1 protein-coding gene is annotated in these 232 nt (G+C 61.6%); it reads right to left on the reverse strand.

Going from position 1 to position 232, the window contains the following annotated elements:
• Positions 1 to 19: 19 nt before the first annotated feature.
• Positions 20 to 232 (reverse strand): HU family DNA-binding protein (locus tag PQR02_RS40970; protein ID WP_408243475.1); only part of this gene is annotated, 213 nt, incomplete at its 5' end.

Genomic DNA, 232 nt, shown 5'->3' on the forward strand with positions numbered 1-232 from the left:
CCCTTTCCGGCGGTCCGGTTTAGACCGCGGCGTCCTTCAGCTTCTTCAGCGGGCGCACTTTCAGACGCACCGAAGCGGGCTTCGCGGCAAACCACTTGTCTTCACCCGTGAATGGGTCCTTGCCGAAGCGCTTCTTCTTTGCCGGCACGTCCTGAGCAACAACCTTCAGCAGACCCGGCAGCGTGAACTCCTTCGCGCCCTTCTTGTGGACCGACGCGAGCACCGTTTCTTC

Origin of the sequence: Paraburkholderia sediminicola, assembly GCF_046026895.1 — a bacterium.
Classification (GTDB): Bacteria; Pseudomonadota; Gammaproteobacteria; order Burkholderiales; family Burkholderiaceae; genus Paraburkholderia; species Paraburkholderia sediminicola_C.